Source organism: Leptospira soteropolitanensis (assembly GCF_026151655.1).
GTDB lineage: Bacteria > Spirochaetota > Leptospiria > Leptospirales > Leptospiraceae > Leptospira_A > Leptospira_A soteropolitanensis.
On record NZ_JAMQPN010000001.1, the window covers coordinates 655,723 to 673,131 of the forward strand.

The window sequence follows — 17,409 nt, forward strand, 5'->3', positions numbered from 1 at the left end:
TTTCTTGAGAGGATTTGAAAAATTGGAAGAATGGCAACTAAATCTTAGGGCCGAATCGGAATTTTCCCTTTTCTATGAAAAAAAAACAAACTTTAGTCACTGGGGCTAGCGGATTTGTCGGAAGTTATCTCCTTCCTGCTCTTGAATCGCAAGGTGATTCCCAAATCTATTGTTTTCAAGGTGACATTCGTGACCGAAATACAGTAACCAATCAATTTGAAAAAATCAAACCAGATATTTTGGTTCATTTAGCTGCTCAAGCCTTTGTGCCTATGGCCATTGACAACCCTTGGGAAACAGAAGAAATCAATGTTGGTGGGACCTTGAATTTACTCGAGTCATTGCATAGGATGCAAAGGCCGTGCAAAATGTTGTACATTTCCTCAGCAGATGTTTATGGGAAACAAAACATATCCTCGCTACCTTTAAAAGAGACCCTTCTACCAAATCCTGTGAATCCTTACGCGGGTAGTAAATTGGCAGCTGAATCTTATTGCCGACAGTATGCACAATACAGCCCTTTTGTATCTGTAGTCATTGCTAGACCTTTTAATCATATAGGGATTGGACAACGGAAAGAGTTTGTAATTCCTAATTTTTGTTCTCAAATTATCGAAGCCAAACATTCAGGAAAGACAACGATTGCCGTTGGGGATTTAGAACCTACACGGGATTTTTCCCATGTGGAAGATATCGTCAGTGGATACCTTACTTTAATTGAAAAGGGTGAGTCCGGTGAAATTTACAATATTTGCTCAGGCGAAGAAAGAAGCATTCGGTATATGGTAGAGGAATTAGTAAAAATTTCTGGCCATAAGATTAAATTTGAAGTAGACTCTGGACGTGTTAGGGCGTCCGAAACTTCCAAAGTTTATGGAGATAACTCTAAACTAAAAGCACTCGGTTGGAGAAACAAACATAGTTTAAGCGAAACTTTGCTACAAATTTATAATTATTTAGAATCAGAATTTTTAAAATCTAAACAAACGGATTGAACTTCTTTCCAAGTTTTATCAGAAACAACCTTTTTGATTGTTCCTTTTTTTCCAGCTTTAATCAAAGTTTCTAGATTTTTCATTCTTTCTTCAGTAGCAGGATGTGTACTTAAAAAATCGGTTAATGATTTTGTGACGACTTGATCATCCTTTGCTTTTGTATTAGTGGGATTGTCTTTTGCTTCAGTATTCTCTTTTTCCAGTTCTTGCATTCTTTTAAAGAAGGTAAGGAGACCCGATGAAGAGAGATTTTGATTTTTTAAATATTCAATAGAAGTCTCATCTGCTTCGGTTTCAAAGTCTCTTGAAAATTTTAGAACAAGAATAGTAGAACCAAGTTCTGTAAATGTTTCTAGAAATTCCATATTTCCTAATCCAGGTCCCACCACCAAACTGATAGCAAGTGATGTCCCGCCTGCTTTTACCAAATTACGCATGTGGTGTCTTTTTTCCACGTGGGCGACTTCGTGAGCTAAAACTCCAATTACTTCCTCTTGTGACCTAGCATCGTTTAATAATCCCGAAAAAAAATAAATTTTACCGTTAGATAACGCGAAAGCATTGGGTATGGTAGATCCAATCACAGAAACTCTAAATTGATGTGGACTTCCTTTGGGCACAACTTTTTTTAATGCTTCAGAAAAGAACCTCTCGGTTGCTTTGGTATTACATTCTTGAAATTGAGCATCCATTTTGAGCTGAACTGTTTCACCGAGAGATTTATCCATAGAAACAGGGATAAAGTTAGTAACGAGTTCTAATCCTTTAAAATAAAAGAATCCAATGATCCCAACAATGATGATTGATAAAATTCCAAGAACTACAGGATTCATTTCTCTAATCGAGTAAAAAAATGCATGTGTTTGACTTTGGTTTTTCTTTGATTGGATCCAAAAGGATTCTAATTTTTTTGCATCTGTTTTAGAACATATAATTTCTAAAACGGGACTTTCTTTCAATTCGTCTGGCATAAGTGTCAATTTACAGCCATTATGCGTTAGTGAGAATTCGCTAAATTGAAATAAGTTTAGTTTGTGAGCTATCTCCCCTGATACAAAATCAAGGGTTTGGCCATGAATCAGAACAGTCCCGTCTTCAGGGACTGCTGATACTCCGTTAAAATAACGGGATGTAAATGTTTGGTTTTCGAACAATGTTTATGATAGGAAGCCTTCTAGAGCTTCGGCTAGAGCTTCCAATCCCTCCGCAGTGGCATTGGCTGTGGTATCTGCCTTTGCTTCGATGATAGAAAAATCAACCTCTGCTTCTAAACTTACAGACTCAATAAAAAGTTTAGTCAGACGGACGATTGCCCAGGCAAATCCAATTCCTAAAGTAAATATGATGATTAAATAAGCGATGAGAAAATTAACAAAAATTTTTCCACCTGTAATATCGGATCGAAATTTTTTCCCTTGGAAACTGGTTCTATTCCAAATGTAATTTTGAACATCTGCCAAAAACCACGAATAGTAAATTCCAAGAGTCACTATACTTAATAAGAATCCTTTTAAGTAGAGGAAAAAGATTTCCTTTCCTTCTGCAGAAAATCCAAAATTTGTATTTCCATATCTAGTTTTGCTTTGAACATACGCTTCTTTTTCTGCAAAAAACCAGGGGTAATAAATTCCTAATGTAATGATGGTTAATAGAATCCCTTTTCCATAAATCTTGGTCACTTCGAGAATTTTTCCGTCAAATCCAAATCGAAGGTTACGATATCCTGTCCGAGAAGTTAGATACCTACGGCCTCCTACGACGATGATAGGAACTAGCGCAAGGAATACTCCCATTGTCAGAACAAATCCTACAACCGCGCTAAAATAGGGAATTGGAATATAGGAAAGAATAGTCTGAATGATATAAATTCCTATGTAAAGGACTATGATTATACCAAACGCCTTTAGAAAACCAATGAGACGTTCTTTTCCGGTACCATGAAATGAAAAACGTTCTCCTGCCCATTCTAAATTCTCTGCCATAAATTTTTGGACATTTGTTCTTGCCCAAAAGCTATAAATTCCTAATGTTATGACCGTCAGAAACATATTCTTCAGTAAAAGAATGAATAGTTGTCCCCCGGTTGCATGGTATTGTAATCTTGTATTGTTCATTGAAGTCCTCAAAGGATGATTAGTGGGAAGAGAATAAAACATTTCAGAATGGGGTAAAGAAAAATATTTCCTATCCATAGGAAATACAATTCGTACCATTGAACCTAATTCATTACTTTTTTAGGAATCGCCGAACTTGCGTATCATTAATAAAGTCTACTTTTACAGAATGAAAGTTTTTTGGATCTTTCTGCTTTTAGCTATAACTATAACCGCTGTAAATTTCGCTGATTCTAGGCAGGAGTTACCGCCGAGCCTTGGTGATTTGAAAGGCCAAGATAAATCGGTTCGTCAACCTCCTGATCGCAAAGACAAAAAAGGATGTTGTAAAATCAAATACCCTGCTGGCGGTTATGATTTCTTTCTTGCTACAGAAGAGGATTGTCGTGCGAGTTTATACTTTGACAGATTTTTGGGAGAGAATAATACTCTATGCTTTCGATGGGAAGGGGAATAGAAATTGTCGATTTTATGGGCGTTCGAGAACAAGTATTACAAACATTAGTCAAAATTTTTCCATCCTATGATGCTTCTCTTGCCATCGCTGGTGGCGGTTGTAAGGCTTTTTATGCATTAGGAGTTGGGAAAACTCTTCGCGAATGGGGAGTCCGTTTTACGGAAGTTTCCGGAGTTTCGGCTGGTGCTGCGATGGCACTCTGTATTTTGTCTCAAACAGAAGAAGAGTCTGTTGAATACTTTGAAGAAATTACTAAACGCAATTCGCGTAACTTCCATTTCTCGAACCTACTTAGGGGAGAGTCTACTTTTCCCCATGAAGATATGTATCGCCGAACCATTCGTTTTGGAATGAAGTTTGATAAGGTCTTAGAATCCGGAGCTAAAGTTTGGATCCATTCGGTAAAAGCTCATCCAAAAGAAGATTCTTTAAAGAACAAATTTCGTTTGGCGAGACTGATCTCAGAAACTGGTCGGGCTTTTATTTTAGATGATCGAGATCGCTCCGAAGGCATTCCGGCAAATCGGACTGCAGAAATGATCAAAAAATGGAACATGCAAGATGTTGATTTTACGGAAAAAGACTTTGTAAATCCCGAAACTATAGAGCAGTTTATCATGAATTCTTCTTCCATTCCTCCTATTGTGGATTTTCAATCTGTGAACGATGAGTATTATTTGGATGGGGGGCTTACAAATAATATGGTCATTGAGACTTTTTCTCCTACTGCCAAAATCATCGGCATTCACTATGAACCGAATACAATCGTGGGAAAAGATCCTGAATTACTGGCCAAAACATATTTGATCACTCCTTCTAAACCTTTGCCGATTACTTCTTTCGATTATACAAATCCAAAGGGAGTCAGGGAAACCTATGAATTAGGGAAGGCAGATGCTTTGGCTCAAAAAACTGCAATTCTGGATTACTTGAGATAGGATAAAATTCCTTCTAATCCTTGTCTCAAAGTATCCTCTTCGGAAATTAAACTAATTACCAGAAAGCAACGGTTATGCGAAAATCCATACCAAGATCCGGGGTGTAAAAAAACCTTAGTATTTATCAATATTTCTAAAATCAAATCTTCGTCTCTGCGATCTAAATCTAATTCAAATAAAAAATACCATCCAGCTTCGACTATGGATTTGTTTTTGATTTTTGGATTTTCTGCTAATAACAAATTGCACATTGACAAGTTTCGCATAATTCTTGTTCGGATACGGTTCTGAATCATCGATTTCCAAGGAAGAAGTTCTGGTGTGGCCAATTGAACGAGAGAATTGACGGAAAGGTAAGTGTCGGCGATAAAACCTAATTTTTTTTGAATTTCTAAATGGTAAATCTCTGGGCTTTTGTTAAGAATCCATCCTAATTTGAAACCGGGGAGAGCCAAAAGTTTGGAAAATCCGTTACATATGAATAAGGGAAAGTTAGGCGAATTTGGAATGTAATGAGGTTCACCAGAAAACTCATAACCGACAAATACTTCATCTAAAAGAATGGGAATTTGGATTCCTAATTCTTCCCATTCTTTCCAAAACTTTGCAGTAGTTCGGGAACCTGTGGGATTTGCGGGACTCACCAAGACAATTAGCTTAGTTTTTGTGCTAATACAATTAGCTATAGTTTCTGCAGAATAAGTCCATTGTCCTATTTCCGTGTTTTCTTTTAGGGGATAATGGACTTCTTTTAGATTTTCAAAGCCAATGAGAAAGCTAAATAAAGGGTAACCTGGATTAGGTGTTAAAACTTCGTCGCCAGGATTGGTAAATAATTTGAAAATATAAGAATAGGCCTCTGAGGTACTTGAGGTTAGAATGAAATCATTCGTATGGGTTTTGATTTTTCTATTCGAATATTCTGAAACTAAAATTTCCCTGGCAGAATTTAATCCTTCTGGTATTGGATCATACTGACTAAGATCCAAACTAGAAAAAATATGAGATAAGGCATTCGGTGGGAATTCCAATCCTAATTTTGTAGGATTGGAATTGGTAAGATCTAAAATTACATTTCCTGAGAGTTCAAGATCTTGTTTTGTTCGGTGAATTTTATTTTCTAAATTAATGTCACCTAACAATGAAAACCGATTTGAAAATGCAAATGGAAAATAGTTCAAATCATCCAGCTTTGTGTAAATACTTTGCAATCAAACGAACTAAGAATCTTGGCGAAAATCGAACGGATTGCGCTAGTAGGAAATTAAAGAATCCGGTAATTTTTACGACCTTTTTTCCAAACAGAGCATTTAGTCCAATATCCACTACATCTTGTGATTTCATGATAAGAAATGATGATTTTACCAAATTAATTTTGGTCATATTTGCTCTTTCGAAAAATTCCGTTTGCGTTGGGCCTGGACATACGCAGGTAACGGTTACTCCATAATCTCGAACTTCTTCTGCAAGTCCTTCACTAAGAGAAAGTACATATGCTTTGGATGCGTAGTAGTTTGACATAAGTGGACCAGGTTGAAAACCAGCAGTGGAAGCAACATTTAGAATATAACCATCTTTCGCTTTCACCATATCTTGCAAAAACAAATGACAAAGTTGTGCCAAAGTGGTTACGTTGAGTTGGATTAACTCGGATTCTTTTTCAAAAGAATTTTTAAAAAATTCTCCATTGAGACCGAACCCTGCATTGTTCACCAAACAATGAATTGATAGCTTTTGTTTTTTGACTGCATTGTATAAAACCTCTGCTGCATTGGGTTTGCCCAAATCTTGTGTTATGACTACACTTTGGATCCCATATTTGGTTTTAATTTCTGCGGCGAGAGCCTTCAACCTTTCGGCACTTCTGGCGACCAAAACGGGAGTATAACCCTTTTTTGCCAAAGTAAGCGCAAAATCTTTTCCGAGTCCTGTAGAAGCACCTGTAATTAACGCGTATTTCATAGAGGGAAATTTATTACTCAACGCAAAAGTTGGCAATTCGAAACTAAATAGTTTTGGAAATTTTGAACACCTGGTCAATATTAGTTTTATGAGCCAACCTCTTACCCATCCGCTTCATACCATCCAAAAAGAAAGAGCTATCATCTTTATTCTGGCTGCCCTCCAATTTTTACACATTTTGGATTTTGTCATTATGATGCCACTTGGACCTGTTTTTATGGAAAGTTTCAAAATTGATTCAGCAGCCTTTGGTCTCCTAGTTTCTTCCTATTCTATCAGTGCTGGAGTGTTTGGGCTCATTGGTGCTTTGTTTTTAGATTCCTATGATCGTAAACTAAGCCTTCTTGTTTTATTTTTTGGATTTTCCTTCGGAACTCTATTATGTGCATTTGCTCCGAATTATGGGTTTTTACTTTTTGCAAGGGTCGTAGCAGGTGGCTTCGGGGGAATGATTGGGGCCACAGTACTTTCGATCATTGGAGATATAATTCCGGTCTTTAGAAGAGGTACTGCTACTGGTGTTGTTATGAGTTCTTTTTCTGTAGCTTCTGTAATCGGAATACCAATCGGATTATCTTTAGCTAATAAGTTTGGATGGCATTTCCCGTTTCTTTCTTTGGCAATTGCAGGATTTTTGATTTTACCTATCGGTTACAAAGTTTTACCATCCATTCGTTACCATTTAGATTCAGATGTTCACCCCAAACAGTCGCAGTTAAAATCTTTAAAACAAGTGATTACTAAAAAAGATCATTTTGCGCCATTTGTTTTTATGATTTTTTTAATGTTTGGTGGATTTACCATCATTCCGTTCTTAAGTCCGTTTCTCGTATCTAACGTTGGTTTAGCGGTAAGTGAACTTCCTTACATTTATTTTTTTGGAGGATTGTTTACTTTTTTTACCAGTCGATTCATCGGTAAATTATCAGATCGATATGGAAAACTAAAAATATACCAAATCATTTCTATCATGGCAGTCATTCCCATTGTGATAGTGGTAACTCTAACTAAAACTTCTTTGCCTATAGTTCTTACCGTCACTACTTTGTTTATGATTTTGGTTTCAGGAAGGATGGTTCCTGCATTTGCGATGATTACATCTGCGGTAGAGCCAAGGAATCGCGGGAGTTTTATGTCTGTAAATTCTGCCATCCAACAGATTTCTTCAGGAGCTGCTTCCTATGTTGCTGGCCTCATTTTAGTCCAAACATCTGACAACCAACTAGTCAATTATGAACTCGTGGGTATGATTTCAGTATTTTGTTTGTTATTTAGTGTTTATTTAGCTAAAAAAATAAAAATTGCAGGATAAATTTGATTTTAATAGGATTAGAATAAATTAGCAAAAGTTAGTTTATTCTATAATTCTAATTTTCCAGTGTTAAGAAAATCGATGATCATTTGTTTTTGAGACGGAGTGATCATTTTGCGTTCCAATAATTGATTTAAGATTTCTGATGCGGTTCCAATTTCCATTCCAGACATTTCGGAAAAAATAAACTGAAAGTTTTTATCGATTCTGTGTTCCCCAATAAAGTTGACTAGCTTTTCAGTGGTTTCCAAAATTAGTTGTTGTCTTTCAATGAGTCCTTCCATTGTGGAAAGTATAATGGAAACTTCAGGTTCATCGGCGAATAGTTGCATCATATGATCATAAATTTTTGGTGATTGTAATGGTAATTCGTAGATGGAATCTCCCAAGGCATTGTATAATGTCTTTTCTTCTTCAAAATCCAAACCAGTGTATTTATTGAGATTGGATACTATTTCTGAAGGTAGAATCACAATAAATTGGCAGGCATACTCTGGTTCTTTCAAATACCGAACAAAATATTGAATTAAATCACAGATTCTTAAATAACTAACAAATGTCCAATATTTGAAACTTCGAATATCAAACATATGTTTTACTGATTTTTCTCTTTTAATCGATTCTCTAATGTTCATATAATTTTCAAAATCACATTTAAAAAGATAACTTAATGTGTGATTAGAAAATGATTCGATAATTTCACGAACAAGTGTTGGTTCACCAATATAAAGAAAATAAGAAATCAATTCTAAATTATCTTTTGATGTCCAAATGAATTTTTCTAAAGTTTTTGCGGGAATTTGTGAGAAAGCAGAGAATCCAACTTTAAAGGTGACTCTGTCTTGTAGAAATGCTTCTAGTTTATTTTTGGCAATACAATCTTCATCTACGTCTTGTTTAGCGAATGAATGCCTGCAGCTTGGTGGGCAGGCTTCATATAAAGATGTGCCTAGAAAACATTTTGGCATAGTCTATTGTAACAATTCTCCGCAATCTCTCATTTCAGGAGCATAGGGATTTTTTACTTCTCTTCCTGTCATTAACCAATATTTATCAACCATAGGACAGTAAAATCGATTGTATTGAGATTGATTTGGCACTTCCGTTTTTATTTGGATTAATATTTCCTGAATTTTGGAAATTTTCTCGTAACTTGATTCTAAATCTGATCCAGAAGCTGGCAAAAGAGGGCGTAAACCTTCTGCCCAGGACTTTAATTTTGGATGTCCACTGGCCACCATTGTTTCCAATGTTTCTGAAAATATTTTCCAATTTGGCTTAGGATTCTCTTTTAGATACTCTTCGAGAAGGATTTGGTTCTCAGAGAGGAGTTTTGCCGCTACGTTTTGATGGGCAAGTGTAAATGGAACGGTCTCTTCCTTGCAAGAAAGGGCAAAAACAGCTAAAACGATGAGTGAAATCCGAAATACATTCATATTTTGATTCTTTTTTCCTGAGTTGGAATTGGAATTCAAATTTTAGTTTCGAGTTTGTTTGCGGAGAATGCTTTTTTGTCGACAAAGCCGCTTTTTCAAGCATGATGACAGAAAAGTTCACGAAGGTGTAATTCCATTATGATTATTGTAGAAGGCATTGGCCACGTCAGTATCCCCGTCTCCCAGCTCGACACCTCTATCGATTTTTACAGGGACATTTTTGACTTCGAAGTGGAGACAAAGAAGGCTACTGAGGCAATCCTTTCTCTGGATTCGTTTCGGATCCGATTGGTAGTAGCAGAAGTTTCTGACAGATCTTTACCTATCCTTAGTTTTGTGATGGATGTAGATGATTTCACGGAAGCCATCAGCGAATTGGAAGAAAAAAACGTGAAGATCATCAAAGGACCAGAAGGAACAGATTCTGGAGAATGTCTTACGTTTGCCGATCCAAGCCAAAATTTGATCGAGATCTATTACTCAAATTAAATTCCGCTATTTCTTTTCGAATCTTAATTTAGTTTCCTCTGAGTAGGTTTGCAAAAACAAGCCGGAGGAAACATTTTGGCTTACCTTTAAAACGCATAATATAGACAATCAAACGTTTGAACGAAGAAAGGATTTTCTTCTATAGAACCAGACTACAGGTAGCAGAATTTGCAGTGATGTAGAACTGCGTCGCCACTCCTGCAGGAAAAGGAATGATCGGATCATTCTGGAGCACATAGTCAGTTGCTTGACACGATCTACTAAATACTCGCACAGTAACTACGCTTTGGCATCCAATGATTAGGTTCCTAGAACCTAGTAAGGTGTCTGTATGAAATGCTTTCGTCTCAATGGCACCAAATTCCACAGACAAACTTTGTCCCTGTTTAATTTCAATTTCAGATCCGTATTGTTTGTTTGTGATCGCATAGCAGTCGATAAAGTATTCTGTGCCAGCACAGTTAGAACCTTCTTTCGAATTCGGCAAACAAGACCCCCCCGATTTTGATACGGTGATAAATCCTGAGTAAGCTCCATCGGGAACTCGAGTGTGTAATTCGGTTCCTAGATTGGCACTGATTCCAGCCACGACATCGTTAAATCTAACAACGGGATCAATACCGAAATTCTCACCTTTGATTACTACCTCTGTAGCTGGAAAGATCGCATTTAGATTGTTTTGGGCAGGACTACCAATTTGCGGGGTAACAGAGGAAACCACAGGAGGTGAGCTTAATAGAGCGACAAGCGGGTCTTCCCCTGAAGAAGCTTTGCAAGAAAAACTGCTTCCAAGTACTAGTGAGAATCCGATTGTGTATAAAATCCTTCTCATGACGGCTGCTTCCATTATCGGAAAATTAAAACAGTTTTCATTTCTATTTTTTCATTTGGAGGAAATTCTATGAACACTGTCACACTCCAAACCCATCACAGTTATGTAGCATTAATCGAACTCAATCGACCTGAGGCAAAAAATGCCATTTCCATCCAACTACTTTCGGAACTACAAGAAAAGATTAAGGAAATAAATAAGAGTAAGGTTCGGGCGGTTGTTATCACAGGAATTGGGGATTCCTTCTGTTCTGGTGCAGATCTAAAAGAGAGAAAATCCATGTCAGAATTGCAGGTAAAACAATTTTTAAAGAATATCAATCTGTGTTTTTCGGACCTGGCAAACCTTTCGATTCCCACCATTGCTGCAATCAATGGATTTGCTTTTGGTGGAGGTTTAGAACTAGCTTTATCATGTGATATTCGTTATGCGAGCGAATCAGCGCTAATGGGACTCACTGAAACTAAATTAGGAATTATTCCTGGTGCCGGTGGCACACAGAGATTATCTCGAATTGTTGGTGAATCTACTGCTTTGGAATGGATATTTTCTGGAAAAAAGCTAAGTGGAAAAGAAGCGATGTCCCGAGGTTTGGTATCTCAAGTATTGAGTCCGGATTCTTTAAAGGAATCTTCTCTTGCCTTAGCACGGGAGATATCAGAATCTGCACCTATTGCTGTTTCTGCTGCAAAAAAAGCGGTTCGTCGTGGATTGGAATTACCTATGGAATCGGCATTGGAGTGGGAGAGGCTCTGTTATTTTGAAACGATCGGTACAAAAGACCGAATGGAAGCCTTACAAGCATTTGCTGAAAAAAGAAAACCTGATTTTAAGGGAGAATGATTTGTGATTTTAACTGGAAAAGAAATTTTAAAAAGATTGGGAACTGATATCAAAATCGAACCTTATGATGCGAATTTATTAAATCCAAATTCATATAATTTACGATTGCATGAAGATCTTTTGGTATATTCCGAATTTCCTTTGGATATGAAAAAACCGAACCCAGTGCAAACGTTAAAGATACCAGAAGAAGGTTTACTTTTGGAACCGGGTAAATTGTATTTGGGACGAACCATCGAGTTTACAGAGACACACAATTTAGTCCCTATGTTGGAAGGTCGTTCTTCCATTGGACGACTTGGCATGTTTGTGCATATCACAGCAGGATTTGGTGATGTTGGCTTTAAAGGTTTTTGGACTCTTGAAATTCAAGTTACGCATCCACTTCGTGTGTATGCGGGAGTTCAAATTTGCCAAATTTTTTACCACACAGTAGAAGGGGAAATTAGCGAATACAAATCAGGAAAATACCAAGCAAACCAAGGTATCCAACCATCCTTATTGTATAAAGACTTTGAAAAGAAATAGAGTGAATAAATTTTTAGAATTTCTCTAAAGTGAACCTGCCTTCCGAAGGGTTGGCAGGTGTATCATGATTCCAATTATTTTTTAGCTTTAAATGTGCAGTCCCAACGCGGATCGTCTAGGTTGATTCCACTGAGTTTTACCCAGTTGTTCGTTTTTCCAATGAAGGTGATAGAACAAAGTGTTCCTTTTAGGTCCAATCGATTTCCACCTTCTAGTGATGTAAATTTTCCACAGTAGGTTTTTCCATCGCGAGGATTATAAATCTTACCATTTTTATAAACACCTTCGCCTACATAATCAAATCCTGTAATAAAAACCATTCCAAGATTCGGACGATTCCGTAATTTTGGATCTTCGTTATTATGATCTAGGTAAGGAGTCCCTGGAACACCTTTGTCTTTTTCTTTTTCTGGGTAAGCATTGTCTTTGATACAAACTGTTTTACCGCAGTATTTATCACCACATTTGAAAATTTCGATAACTGAGTCTTTTTCAGGTGGCAGATATCGTCCTAAAGCAACGTCAGCCTCTTGAGCAAGAAGAGAAGTTCCTGCAAAGAGGATAGCCGTCCATACACTTAAAACAAGTTTTTGATTCATAAGGATCCTTATTCTTTAAAATTGGATTCGCTTATTCTGACAGAAATTTTATCTCTGGCAAGCTGGTTTTTGAAAAATCAGAGCCACAAATTAGGAAAATAGTATATAGAAACGAAGCAGTTTAAAAAATAAAATTATTATGTTTCATTTTAAGTCAAATGATTCCACTAGGGAATTTTTAATACAAAACCGCAAATCGATCCGAGAACATATCATTCGAAACACTTCCATTGAAAAAACAAATCATACTGAAGTTGAAGAATTTTTAGAATTACAAAAAAAATTAAGAAGTTTAATTACGGCTTCAGCAGATGAAATCGCAGTTTCCATCCTTGGTTCTTCTACTAACCTAAAAAATATTGAGAACTTACAATCGGAATTTGTATCTGGCCTTTCTCATTTCAGTGATATTTCTGCAAATTTAGCAAGCAGTGCAGAAGAGCTCGATGCCGTCATTCATTCAGTATCTTTTCAAATTACAGAAACATTAAAAACTTTTGATGCCACTGGTCAAAGAAACATTGAATTAGTAAAAAGCTTAGAAAATACAGCTAAAGAAATTGAAACAATCGCTAAACAATCGTTATGGGTTAAAGTTGAAAACCAAAAAAACGAAGTAGAGATCCAACTTTTATACAATGATTTGCAAAAGATCAATGAAAACATTCAGTTAGTAAAAGAAATCTCTGATCGAACTAATTTACTTGCACTAAATGCTTCTATTGAAGCTGCAAGAGCTGGTGAAGAAGGACGAGGATTTTCTGTTGTAGCTGATGGTGTTTCGAAATTAGCTGAAAACACAAAAGTGGCAGTAAAGACAATTCAAGAATCTGCTCAACATATCAGATCTCGATTCTTAGAATTCCAAGAAAATTCAAAAACCAGAACTTCAGTACTGATTGAGATTATTGAAAAGATACAAGCCATTGAATCTTCTGTTGTTTCCAATCGTAAGGAATCGAATGCAAATTTAAGTGAAATCCAAGTTTTGATTACACAATTTCATGATTTAGAATTGAAACTGCGAGAAGTGGGTATTGCGTCTCAGAATATTGCTAACGATTCAACTAGTATTTCGAATCAAGTGAACATACTTTCTGATCATAGTGTCCAAACTAAAACAGATTTTGAAGCAATATTTAATAAAATTGAAAATACAGTAAAACTCATCACAAACCAAAATTCAGTTTGGTTGTTAGAGTTTATTTTTCAAAGAAGATTAGATCATATTCATTGGGTTCAAGCAGTAGACCAAGCCATATCAAGTGGAAATGTAAATTTATTTCCTCAATTAGATCATACTTTGTGTAAAATGGGTTTGTGGTATTACCAAAGTTCTGTTTTGGATTCTAAACAGAAAGCAATCCACGACCAATTAGAAATCCCGCATAGTGAATTACATCGATGTGCCATTCGAATCAAAGAAGCAATCATTCAGAATGACAAAGAAAAAATTACTTCTGAAAGATCTAAATTACAGGGATTTTTTCAAGAACTAGGAAAGATATTTGATAGTTATATCCAATATTTAGAAGCTAAAACGATGGCAGAGCAACAACTAACCTCAATTAATTGAGGCTAGTTGCTTTTTCTAACAACTTGGAAAGTTTTAGAACGTTTTTATTTGTTGGATCGATGGATTGAGCCCGAGTCACATAAGTAACTGCCCGGTCCACGTTTCCAAGTAATCTGCTAACGTCTGCAAGGTTAATTAAGTTTTGGAAATTTTCTGGGTCGTATTTTAGGGCTTCTTGGGCCGCTTTTAGTGCACTTTGGTAATTTCCGAGTTTTTTCTCAGACATTGCTAAATAATACCAATACTCTCCAGAACCTTCGTTTTCTTTTAAAAATTCGGTCAGTACTTTTGCTGCGATGTCGTATTCTTTCCCTTTATAACTGACAAGGCCTAGAAACTTGTTTAGTTTCTGGTTTGTGGGATCAGCAAGAAAAGCCTTTTTCATAACAGTAATGGCCCTTTCAATTTCGCCATTTTGGTATAGAACTTTTCCCTCTTCGAAAGCACCAGAAGTAGTAAGAGCCTCGTCCCAATCATCACCAGGTGTGTCGAAAAAATCGTCTACAGGCTGCTCAGATAAATCTTCTTTTTCTGGGCTATGGTGAATTGGGGACTTGTCACTTTTGAAAACAACACTCATCATAGAGATGTCATCTGTGATATCGCCGGCTTTTTTTACGAGTTTTTCGACTTCATAAATATCTCCGTCCGCTTGTTCTACAAATCGTAGAACCATTGTTTCATCTTCGTTAATGGTTCGGACGTCTTCGTCTGGAGTGAGATCGATATCATCTCGTCCATCGGAACCAAGGATTAATTGGTCACCAGGCAATAATTGGAAAGTTTGTACTTCGAAAGGATATTCAGAGTCCAAACCCAATTTACGTAATTTTAATTCTTCTTCTATGAAACTAGCTTTTCCATCTCTGTATAGAATGCTGTAAGGGTGTTCGGCATTGAAATACCAGATTTTTCCCGTTTCATCATCAATTAGCATGACTGTTGCGGAAATTACCATAGTACCGCTAAAAGATTTGAAAACAGCATTTACTTCTTCGTAAACATCGGTTAGCCATTCTTCTGGAGTTCGATTTAGAATTCTTTTGTTACCTGCAGAACGTGCCATAATGGAATTCATAACAACTCCCATAACCAAAGAGCCACCAGCTCCCTGCATGGATTTTCCCATTGCATCACCGTTCATCACCATTGTGTATCGGCGGAAATCATCAGGTTTTCCCAATTTTAGGTTTCCTGTAATACAAATATCTCCACCAAGATCTCCGGTTTTATTACGGAATTCAAAAGTTTTCTTTTGATGAACAAAGAAATCACAACGGATGTTATCTGATTTGTTTGCGTTAAAAAATAATGGTTTTGCAAGTAACGAAGTGAGGAAGTAGTCACCGTCTTGTTGAACTTTCAATCGATGGATTTCATCCATTTTTTCTTGAAGTTCTTTAGTACGTTCTTTTACTTTCTCTTCTAGATTTTCTGCATAATCTTGCAGTTCTCGTCTTGCATCTCGAATGGAAGAAACCATTCCGTTGAATGATTCTGCCAAGTATCCAATTTCATCGTTTACTTTAATAGGAACTTCTACTTCTAAATTTCCTTGGTTTACTTTTTCAACCCCTGCAAGTAATGCATAAAGCGGATTTACAAGAGCTGAACGAAAGAAAAGTGGAAATACAACTAACAATACAAACATTACTATCGCAAGAATGACCAATTCGAGTTTTGCTGATTTGTGCATGTAAGCACGGTAGTCACGATAGTTAAAACCAACTTCTCTGTTGATTTTGTTTTTCGCATCATAAGTCATATAGGCAATGTAATGTGAAACACCATCTAAATCTTTTCTATAATGTCTGGTTAAATCAGGTTTGAAATAGCGGAAAAACTTCAGCATTTCTACACGAAGATCCGCACCTGATATTTCTTTTCCGTCCCATTTACAATCGTTTACATGTTTGAGAATTGCGTCGCGGAAGGTGTCTACGTTTTTAACTTTTTCGACGTATTTTACCCCTTCTTCACAAAATTGATCAGGTAGAATATCACCAAGTTTGTTCGTGTTGATGAAAGTTCTACGATTGAGTTTTTCAATTAGTTTTGAAACTTCAGCTTTTAATTCTGCACCTTCTGAGTCAGGGTTTTCATCTAAAAATTGCAAAATCGCATTTTTATAACCTTCAAAGTAATATGGTGTTTTGATTAAACTTGATTTGAGTGAATTTCTGTAATCTGCCTCGGAAATGTTAACAACTTCGTCATACAAGGCAGTATTATAAAGATCTGCCTGGACAAGAGGTAAATCTAAATTAACGGAAGAAGGTAAGTAGGCTTTTTTTAAACTTTGTCCAGAAGCATCAGATTCAATGACAAATAAAATATCTTTAGATCGTTCTCCACCTTCGGCAACACGGAGGGCTTTTTGGATTGCAGTGTTATCAAAGGAAGCTTCTTTTTCCTGGTCAACCAAGTAACTGAAGGCCTGCATGATGAGTAGGATGGTAACAAAAGAAATTCCTACAATTTTAACCATGAAGGTTGTTCGTTCACTGCTATTGTTGATAAAAGAAATCGTAATGATAAAGAATGTAAAAGTGAATAATAATACTAGAGCTGTGAGATAGGTGGATCGTTCCATTGCTCCATCCCGACTCATAACGTTTGTTATATTTGGAACTACTCCGGCAATTAGAGCCGCCATCAACATCACACTAAGCGTTCCTCTTTTTTCTTTTGTCACATGGAATAAACGATAACCAGGTAAAACGAGAAAGTTGATAAATGAAAAACCTGCGATGAACAAACTTAGAATTCGACTCGCACCTTCAGAGTTAAAATCCCAGTGGTGAGCGGTGAAATGGTATTTCCTTTCTCCCTGAGAAACAGTAACTAAAAACCAAAGAACAACAACAATGGCAACAGCATAGAGGCAAATTTGGATTATATTGGCAGTTCGTTTATCTTCGTTATCTGGGAATCGGAAAAAAAACTGACCGAAGTGGATAATTCCAAAGATAATAAAGCCCCCGGTGATCCAACGGTGATAGGAAGCAATGGGATGATAGTAAAATGCTCCTAATAGGTAACCAAATTGGAATAAACCTAAAAACAAACAAGCTAGTCCCATGTGTTTTGTGGCGACGGTTCTATCTTTTAAAGAGAAAAAGAATGTAGTCAAGACCGCAAGGAGGACAGTGACAATTAAACTACCGAATGTGTAATAATTTGTTAGTATGTGGTCTACGGATAATATGCTTTCACTCATAGGGTCTTCTAGTTGCTAATTTAATACGAAATCGTAACAGGCAGAAATGCGAAATCAATTCATTTTCCTACCTTTCCGGGCAAATCAGTGCAACAACTGATTGCCCGA

At 36.6% G+C, this 17,409-nt stretch carries 17 protein-coding genes; 8 read left to right on the forward strand and 9 right to left on the reverse strand.

Translation table 11 applies throughout. The annotated features are described in order from the left end of the window. Nucleotides 1-74 precede the first annotated feature (74 nt). Nucleotides 75-995 carry a GDP-mannose 4,6-dehydratase gene (locus ND811_RS03195; protein WP_265350398.1) on the forward strand — a complete coding sequence of 307 codons (921 nt, stop codon included), beginning with the start codon at nt 75-77 and terminating at the stop codon, nt 993-995. On the opposite strand, the gene ND811_RS03200 is transcribed toward ND811_RS03195, so the two are convergent. Further along, complete coding sequence (locus ND811_RS03200) at nt 953-2,149, reverse strand: M48 family metallopeptidase (protein WP_265350397.1); 1,197 nt, start codon at nt 2,147-2,149, stop codon at nt 953-955. The two genes, ND811_RS03195 and ND811_RS03200, sit on opposite strands and share 43 nt — an antisense overlap. 3 nt (nt 2,150-2,152) lie before the next feature. Further along, on the reverse strand, nt 2,153-3,109 hold the full coding sequence (locus ND811_RS03205; protein ID WP_265350396.1) for a YjgN family protein: 957 nt from the start codon (nt 3,107-3,109) through the stop codon (nt 2,153-2,155). Between the two features lie 169 nt (nt 3,110-3,278). On the opposite strand from ND811_RS03205, the gene ND811_RS03210 reads away from it, so the two are divergent. Then, nucleotides 3,279-3,566, forward strand: coding sequence for an LIC_11321 family protein (locus tag ND811_RS03210; RefSeq protein WP_265361097.1), 288 nt, complete (start codon nt 3,279-3,281; stop codon nt 3,564-3,566). Then, nucleotides 3,542-4,504 carry a patatin-like phospholipase family protein gene (locus ND811_RS03215; protein WP_265350394.1) on the forward strand — a complete coding sequence of 321 codons (963 nt, stop codon included), beginning with the start codon at nt 3,542-3,544 and terminating at the stop codon, nt 4,502-4,504. The genes ND811_RS03210 and ND811_RS03215 overlap by 25 nt, the downstream gene beginning before the upstream one ends. On the opposite strand, the gene ND811_RS03220 is transcribed toward ND811_RS03215, so the two are convergent. Beyond that, nucleotides 4,492-5,685, reverse strand: a complete 1,194-nt coding sequence (locus ND811_RS03220; protein WP_265350393.1) for a pyridoxal phosphate-dependent aminotransferase — start codon at nt 5,683-5,685, stop codon at nt 4,492-4,494. The two genes, ND811_RS03215 and ND811_RS03220, sit on opposite strands and share 13 nt — an antisense overlap. A 1-nt stretch (nt 5,686) precedes the next feature. After that, nucleotides 5,687-6,466, reverse strand: a complete 780-nt coding sequence (locus tag ND811_RS03225) for an SDR family NAD(P)-dependent oxidoreductase (protein ID WP_265350392.1) — start codon at nt 6,464-6,466, stop codon at nt 5,687-5,689. An 88-nt stretch (nt 6,467-6,554) separates the two neighbouring features. On the opposite strand from ND811_RS03225, the gene ND811_RS03230 reads away from it, so the two are divergent. Next, complete coding sequence (locus tag ND811_RS03230) at nt 6,555-7,778, forward strand: MFS transporter (protein ID WP_265350391.1); 1,224 nt, start codon at nt 6,555-6,557, stop codon at nt 7,776-7,778. Between the two features lie 47 nt (nt 7,779-7,825). Here ND811_RS03230 and ND811_RS03235 read toward each other — a convergent pair whose 3' ends face one another. Both ND811_RS03235 and ND811_RS03240 read right to left on the reverse strand, forming a co-directional pair. After that, on the reverse strand, nt 7,826-8,746 hold the full coding sequence (locus ND811_RS03235) for a hypothetical protein (protein WP_265350390.1): 921 nt from the start codon (nt 8,744-8,746) through the stop codon (nt 7,826-7,828). Nucleotides 8,747-8,749: 3 nt separating this feature from the next. Beyond that, nucleotides 8,750-9,253, reverse strand: a complete 504-nt coding sequence (locus ND811_RS03240; RefSeq protein WP_265350389.1) for a hypothetical protein — start codon at nt 9,251-9,253, stop codon at nt 8,750-8,752. Nucleotides 9,254-9,352: 99 nt separating this feature from the next. On the opposite strand from ND811_RS03240, the gene ND811_RS03245 reads away from it, so the two are divergent. Then, nucleotides 9,353-9,703, forward strand: a complete 351-nt coding sequence (locus ND811_RS03245) for a VOC family protein (protein ID WP_265350388.1) — start codon at nt 9,353-9,355, stop codon at nt 9,701-9,703. Between the two features lie 139 nt (nt 9,704-9,842). On the opposite strand, the gene ND811_RS03250 is transcribed toward ND811_RS03245, so the two are convergent. After that, nucleotides 9,843-10,535, reverse strand: a complete 693-nt coding sequence (locus ND811_RS03250; protein ID WP_265350387.1) for an LIC10067 family putative lipoprotein — start codon at nt 10,533-10,535, stop codon at nt 9,843-9,845. Nucleotides 10,536-10,604: 69 nt separating this feature from the next. Between ND811_RS03250 and ND811_RS03255 the strand changes: the two genes are divergently transcribed. Further along, nucleotides 10,605-11,378 carry an enoyl-CoA hydratase-related protein gene (locus ND811_RS03255; protein ID WP_265350386.1) on the forward strand — a complete coding sequence of 258 codons (774 nt, stop codon included), beginning with the start codon at nt 10,605-10,607 and terminating at the stop codon, nt 11,376-11,378. Between the two features lie 3 nt (nt 11,379-11,381). Beyond that, nucleotides 11,382-11,906: a dCTP deaminase gene (gene dcd, locus ND811_RS03260; protein ID WP_265350385.1), complete on the forward strand. Its 525-nt coding sequence runs from the start codon at nt 11,382-11,384 to the stop codon at nt 11,904-11,906. A 74-nt stretch (nt 11,907-11,980) separates the two neighbouring features. Here the strand turns inward: dcd and ND811_RS03265 are convergent, their stop codons facing one another. Beyond that, nucleotides 11,981-12,505: a DUF2147 domain-containing protein gene (locus ND811_RS03265; RefSeq protein WP_265350384.1), complete on the reverse strand. Its 525-nt coding sequence runs from the start codon at nt 12,503-12,505 to the stop codon at nt 11,981-11,983. A gap of 139 nt (nt 12,506-12,644) precedes the next feature. Here ND811_RS03265 and ND811_RS03270 point away from each other — a divergent pair, with 139 nt between their 5' ends. Continuing rightward, complete coding sequence (locus tag ND811_RS03270; protein WP_265350383.1) at nt 12,645-14,081, forward strand: methyl-accepting chemotaxis protein; 1,437 nt, start codon at nt 12,645-12,647, stop codon at nt 14,079-14,081. Here ND811_RS03270 and ND811_RS03275 read toward each other — a convergent pair. Next, nucleotides 14,074-17,301 (reverse strand): SpoIIE family protein phosphatase, encoded by a 3,228-nt coding sequence (locus tag ND811_RS03275; RefSeq protein WP_265350382.1) that lies wholly within the window; start codon nt 17,299-17,301, stop codon nt 14,074-14,076. The genes ND811_RS03270 and ND811_RS03275 overlap by 8 nt on opposite strands. Between the last annotated feature and the right edge of the window lie 108 nt (nt 17,302-17,409).